Source organism: Anaplasma bovis (assembly GCF_036903315.1).
In the GTDB taxonomy this organism is placed as follows: domain Bacteria; phylum Pseudomonadota; class Alphaproteobacteria; order Rickettsiales; family Anaplasmataceae; genus Anaplasma; species Anaplasma bovis.
Genome location: NZ_JAWLNY010000058.1, coordinates 1 through 5,932 on the forward strand (window position 1 = coordinate 1; position 5,932 = coordinate 5,932).

Sequence of the window (5,932 nt, forward strand, 5' to 3'; positions counted from 1 at the left end):
CTCTACCATTTATTCCATGCCCTCGTAAATCCACGACAACCATGTGACTGTCAGTACCACCGGTCACTACCTTCACACCATTCGAGGACAACACTTCCGCAAGCACACGAGAGTTCTCAACAACTTTCCCTGCATACTCTTTAAAATCATCAGCCAACGCTTCTCCAAATGCTATCGCTTTAGCTGCTATAACATGCATTAAGGGACCACCCTGCATTCCAGGAAAGACCGCTGTCTTTATTTTCTTATACAACACCTCATCATCAGTCATTATTACACCTCCCCGCGGACCACGAAGAGTCTTGTGCGTGGTGGAAGTTACTATATGAGCATGACCAAACGGCGACGGATAAAGTCCTCCGGCTATAAGTCCCGAATAGTGAGATATATCTGCAAGTAAGTACGCACCAACCTTATCCGCTATGCGCCTAAATGCTTTAAAGTCTATTTTACGAGGGTAAGAAGTAGCACCAGCAATTATAAGAGACGGCTTGGATGACACCGCAAGCTCTTCTATCTCATCCATATCAATAAGACACGTATCTTTATTTACCGGATACCCAACTGCATTGAACCATTTACCAGATACGTTTGGCCCCGCACCATGAGTAAGATGTCCACCACAGTCCAATGCCATGCCAAGAATAGTATCACCAGGCTTGAGAAGCGCCATGAACACCTGCTGATTAGCCTGCGAACCAGAGTGCGGCTGAACATTAGCGAACTGACATCCGAAAAGCTTACATAGACGCTCTATGGCAATTTCCTCTACAACATCTACCGAAGAACAACCCGAGTAATACCTGCTGCCGGGATATCCCTCCGCGTATTTATTAGTCAATACAGAACCCTGAGCCTGCATCACCGCACGACTCACAAAATTCTCCGACGCTATCATTTGTAAATTTTCATTTTGTCTGGATAACTCAGACAGCAGACAATTTGCAACGGCAGGATCCCTTTCCCCTACGTCAGCTCCACTAATGTACCCAACCATAAAACCTCTTCAAAACCGGAACTCACGTAATTATAGAGATAGGAACACCTATGCAGAGTCACCAGCCTGAACCCCAGCTTCACTACCCTCTTCCGCGGCAGCGGCGCTATCACCATCACTGCTCACAGGAGCACTACTCTCCAAACTACGCTCTTTATTCCTTCTAGCGATATCCACCCTAACCTTCTCAGACTCCGCCTCACTTCTCACAACGTGCAACTTCACAACAGCAACAAGATCAGCATGCAATTCTATGCTCACATCGTATTCACCGGTACGCTTTACGTACTCACCGAAAAATACGTCCTTTGGCTTTACGTCGTATCCCAGCTCAGACAATAGTTTAGCAACATCACGCACGGTAACAGAACCGAACAGTTTGCCATCGTCAGAAGCCTGTTTTACTATTACAAGGCATTCTGCATTCAATGACTCAGCAACTTTCTGCGCTTCCTCTAGCTTCTTCTTATTCTCAGCCTCTATAACGGCGAGCTTCTCAGAAAGAAGAGCCATATTCTCTTCGGTGGCCCGCACAGCCTTGCCCTCAGATAGCAAATACCTGGCGTACCCAGGCTTTATGCGCGCGACCTCGCCAGCCTTGCCTAAACCCCTGACTCCGGACTTCAAAATTACAGATAACATCAAAAACCTACAATATAAATCAGCAATAAGGCAACAGCGCCAGGAATCTCGCCCTCTTTATAGCCTCAGCAAGAAGCTTTTGCCTCCTTGCAGACACAGAAGTAATTCTACTAGGCAAAATCCTACCGTACTCAGAGATAAATTTCGAGAGCAAAACCTTATTCTTATAGTCTATTTCCTCATCAGCGCAGCGAGCCAATGGGCACGCACGCGATTTCTTAAAGTATGGTCTCTTTAGATGCGCCAAGGGATAGTAAGAGCCACTACCAGACTCACCACCACCATTACGCTTTCTGCTACCTACACCCGTCACACAAAACCCCCTAATCCTGATCAACTCCCATCATGGCCGAACGCCCCTCAGGCACCTTGCTCACCCTCAAGCATAAAAACCTAAGTACATCCTCATTTAATTTTACCTTACGCTTAAATTCGTCCATAGCGGCTGGCTGGGCACGTATATACATAAGACAGTAATGCCCTTTGTTATTCTTAGCAATGCTATATGCGAAGTCCAATAAGCCCCAATACTCATACTTCACAAGCTCAGCTCCAATCTTGGCCAACAAGGCAGTAAGCCCCTTTGACAATCCTTCCAACTCGTACTGAGTAAGCCCTTGCTGCGCGATAAACGCAAATTCATAAAAAGGCACTACACATCCCCCAAAATGACATAATCCTGTTCCCGTATTATACATCACGAAGGAACACGATCAAGGAATATCATAACGTATTAATCACTCCATCGCCATTCTCAGCACCGTGCACGGAATGCTTTTTTTCCAGCAATTCACGAACGATAACGCTGACTTTCTCGTAAACGGGTTCTGGCACAACGCCACCAACATATTCGCTTGCAACAGAAAAAACATTGTACACGTACGTGTCTGCAAACCATGCAGGAAGCCGAACCTCCTCTATTTCAGTAACACCTTCAGGGTATGGAGCAAACACATACACAAAAGTCTCTATCACACAGAAAAGAACATATGACAAAGCCAAACTCTTCATTACCCCCACGATAGAGCCCGCCATCCTGTCTAATGCGTTATGTCTTATTGGATCTAAAATCCTAATTGCAAAACTATTTATCAACATGACACATATAATGACACACACAAACACCGTTATACCGGAAAGGATCCCCGCAAGAATCCCAGATCCAACACGTGATATGTACATATCAAAAAAAGCATCATGATGCCTACTGGTGAGCATAAACGTAGCAACTAGCCCAATAATGCCCAACAATTCCTTTATAAATCCCCTGCAGAACCCAAGAACAACAAAGAATAACACAATAGCTACTACTACAATGTCCAGAAACATAGACTACACTCTGCCCAACCTACTTGCCTTACTCTCCCTATATACTTGAGTGAACGCAAGATAACACAGCGCCAGCAGCGCTATTACCCTCACATAATGTCCATTTTTATTCCTGTGAAGAACCGTTAATTTCGTCACGTGATCGCCTGCGCCTATGTAATTCAGAACATAGCCATCCGTCTCCACATCTAAAACTTCTCTACCTTGCTCACCATCATTATTCCCCAGAACAAGTCCACCAATATCCACGAGTACGTCTCTTATACTGCCGCTGGCGTCCCTAACGATAGGAATGACAATATATGTAGATTTTGCATTAACACCTTCGCAGCCGAACTTATTGTAGTGCACAGTTACTGAGTCGTTCCGCTTTAGTGTAAGGTACCCGTCCTTCATATCCTGCGCTACTATGTCTACTTTGCGAGCAGATACAGCGCTAGCTATATAATCTGGAGACATCAGCACTATTCCAATCATGATCAAAGCCACAGACTCATACAGTTTATTGCGTCTGAAAAAGTATCCCTGCATACCGGCAGAAACACTAACGATGCTAAAGAGCGCGGTCAGTATCGACACTACCGCGCCTACTACACTCTCAACTGCGTACAATATGATGTTTCCGTTGAACACAAACATGAACGGCACCATCATGGTTTTTATGTTATATAAAAATGCCTGTACCCCCGTTTTAAACGAGTTGGCTCTAGCTATAGCAGCTGCAGCATAGGAGGCAATGCCAACAGGAGGCGTTACATCAGCCATCAACCCAAAATACAGCACAAATAAGTGTAATGCCACAGGGGGCGTCAGCATTCCATTCTTATGCACCATGAACGACAGTGCGGGCACTACTAAAGTCGAAACAATTATGTAGCACCCTGTAGTGGGCATGCCCATTCCCAGCACTATGCATATTACCGCGGTAACTAGCAGTGCCAGCAGCACGCTACTACCTGCCAGGGTATCTACTAAAGCACTTATAATGGGACCAAATCCTGTCAAACCCACCGCGCCTACCACAATGCCCGCAGTAGCCGTAGCAATTGCCACAGCTAGCATATTCTTAGAACTCGCAGTCATGGCTGATCCTACCTTTTTCGCGCCATTACACAGGTCCCTCAAAACGCAATCAAAGTTCCTCTTCTTCAAGGATATTACGGCATCCTCAACGATGAGCATGAAAATGAGGAACATATTTGTCCAAAATCCCGCAAGCGCGGAAGAAGCCTTCTCCACAACAAGCATCCACACCAATATGCAAACTGGTATGAAAAAATGCAGACCCTGCTTCAGAATTTCCCACCCGCTAGCCCCACTTTCTCCCGCAATAAACTTTTCTTCACTCTCATCGGCATCGCTGGTGCCAGACTTGCATAAAAGAATGCCCACATATACAGCAACCAATAGTAACACTACAGCGTATATTCCAAGGCTTTTTAGTGCCGTTTTCAGTCCTGGTATATGGAATCCACCCACGGTAATTCCATCAATAACCACATACGCAAGCATGAAGAAAAACGCCGTAGAGGTAGCAATAAGCAGCAACTTAATAACAGTATAGAGGTATGATGGAGCGATTCCTCGGCTACTACCATGCTCAACACCTCTACTAGCGTCCAGCCTACACACCTCTAAGTGCACTATCACCAAAAGCCCTATATATACCAGCAGCGCCGGCACAAGCGCGTGTTTCACTATGTGGGAATAGGGAATAGCAAGAAACTCTGACATGAGAAATGCAGCAGCACCCATGACAGGAGGAGTCACTTGCCCGTTTATTCCCGCAGAAACCTCTATTGCGGCAGCCTTCTGAGGACTCATCCCCATTTTTTTCATTAGAGGAATGGTGAACGAACCAATGGTAATAGTATTGGCTACAGAAGAACCTGACATCATGCCCATGAAGCCCGAAGCGACCACTGAAGCCTTAGCTGGTCCTCCAACCGTTCCTCTAAGTAGTGCGAACGACAGCTTCATGAAAAAATTTCCAGCTCCAGCTTTATCTAGCAAGGACCCGAAAAGCACATACAAGAATACAAAATTGCATGAAACACCCAATGCGACGCCGAAAACTCCTTCCGAGGTAAACCACTCGTGCGAAACAATCGAAGCAATGTCGTACCCCTTGTGAGCTAAAACTCCGGGAATTGCGTATCCAAATGCCGCATAGAGTAAGAAAACCGCAGCAACTATCACAATCGGGAACCCTATAGCGCGTCTAGCAGCTTCAAGAACAAGACAAATACCCACAACAGCAGTCGTTACATCCAGACCATTAGGCATCGCTATTCTTTCCAATAGTGCGTCGTAAAATACAAATATGTACCCGACAGAACACACAGCAAGACACGACATCACCCAGTCGCACAGCTTCAGTGCACGGCCTCTGTCCTCTCGCTTCACCACAGGGATTACTAAGAATAATAAAAACAGCGCAAACACTAGATGTAAGGCTCTGACCTTAAATCCTGTTAGGATAAACCACCCAACTCCATACTGAGATGCCATTAAAAATGGCAAAGGTGAAGCAACGAAAAGCTGGAAAAGCGCCCATAAAAACTCGACACCCTGCTCAACGCATTTCTTAAACTTAGATTTGTCTTCAACGTTACAAAATTCCATACTTCACGCTATCTTACAAAACACACTACGCAAGCACACCCCGTCAAATACCACCCTCACATCATACAGTCAACGAAAATACCCCCTCCGCTTAAGAACGCACTCCTGCTATTGCAAGAAGCATGCAAATCCACACTACTGTCCAGCAACAGCCTACGCATTATCCAATAATCCAAAACCACCCCCGCTTCGCCTCGCTACCGCATGATACAACCTTCAGGGGTGCTGTCCACACTAATTTGAAAGGCTGCTAAGCAGCTAATACTCGTGAACCCATGCACGGAACAGTATCTAGGTATATGGCAAAGAAAACAACTACTCACTTGCAAAATTTTCGTA

Annotated in this window: 6 protein-coding genes; all 6 read right to left on the minus strand. The window is 45.7% G+C overall.

Features of this window, described 5'->3' with window-relative positions:
- Positions 1-997, minus strand: a 997-nt coding sequence (gene glyA / locus R4I06_RS04160; RefSeq protein WP_334414317.1) for a serine hydroxymethyltransferase, incomplete at its 3' end; no start/stop codon positions are given.
- Positions 998-1,045: 48 nt separating this feature from the next.
- Positions 1,046-1,639, minus strand: a complete 594-nt coding sequence (gene rplI / locus R4I06_RS04165) for a 50S ribosomal protein L9 (RefSeq protein WP_334414318.1) — start codon at positions 1,637-1,639, stop codon at positions 1,046-1,048.
- A gap of 19 nt (positions 1,640-1,658) precedes the next feature.
- The gene (gene rpsR / locus R4I06_RS04170) at positions 1,659-1,886 is read right to left on the minus strand and encodes a 30S ribosomal protein S18 (protein WP_334414323.1); all 228 of its coding nucleotides are present in this window, start codon (positions 1,884-1,886) and stop codon (positions 1,659-1,661) included.
- Positions 1,887-1,962: 76 nt separating this feature from the next.
- Complete coding sequence (rpsF, locus tag R4I06_RS04175; protein WP_334414320.1) at positions 1,963-2,292, minus strand: 30S ribosomal protein S6; 330 nt, start codon at positions 2,290-2,292, stop codon at positions 1,963-1,965.
- Positions 2,293-2,362: 70 nt separating this feature from the next.
- Positions 2,363-2,968, minus strand: a complete 606-nt coding sequence (locus tag R4I06_RS04180; RefSeq protein ID WP_334414321.1) for a CvpA family protein — start codon at positions 2,966-2,968, stop codon at positions 2,363-2,365.
- Positions 2,969-2,971: 3 nt separating this feature from the next.
- Positions 2,972-5,593, minus strand: coding sequence for a TRAP transporter fused permease subunit (locus R4I06_RS04185; RefSeq protein ID WP_334414322.1), 2,622 nt, complete (start codon positions 5,591-5,593; stop codon positions 2,972-2,974).
- Positions 5,594-5,932: the final 339 nt, after the last annotated feature.

Bases quoted from the DNA above. Each gene is read 5' to 3' on its own strand.
- rplI (WP_334414318.1), bottom strand. From the start codon at position 1,639: ATGTTATCTGTAATTTTGAAGTCCGGAGTCAGGGGTTTAGGCAAGGCT.
- R4I06_RS04180 (WP_334414321.1), bottom strand. From the start codon at position 2,968: ATGTTTCTGGACATTGTAGTAGTAGCTATTGTGTTATTCTTTGTTGTT.
- R4I06_RS04185 (WP_334414322.1), bottom strand. From the start codon at position 5,593: ATGGAATTTTGTAACGTTGAAGACAAATCTAAGTTTAAGAAATGCGTT.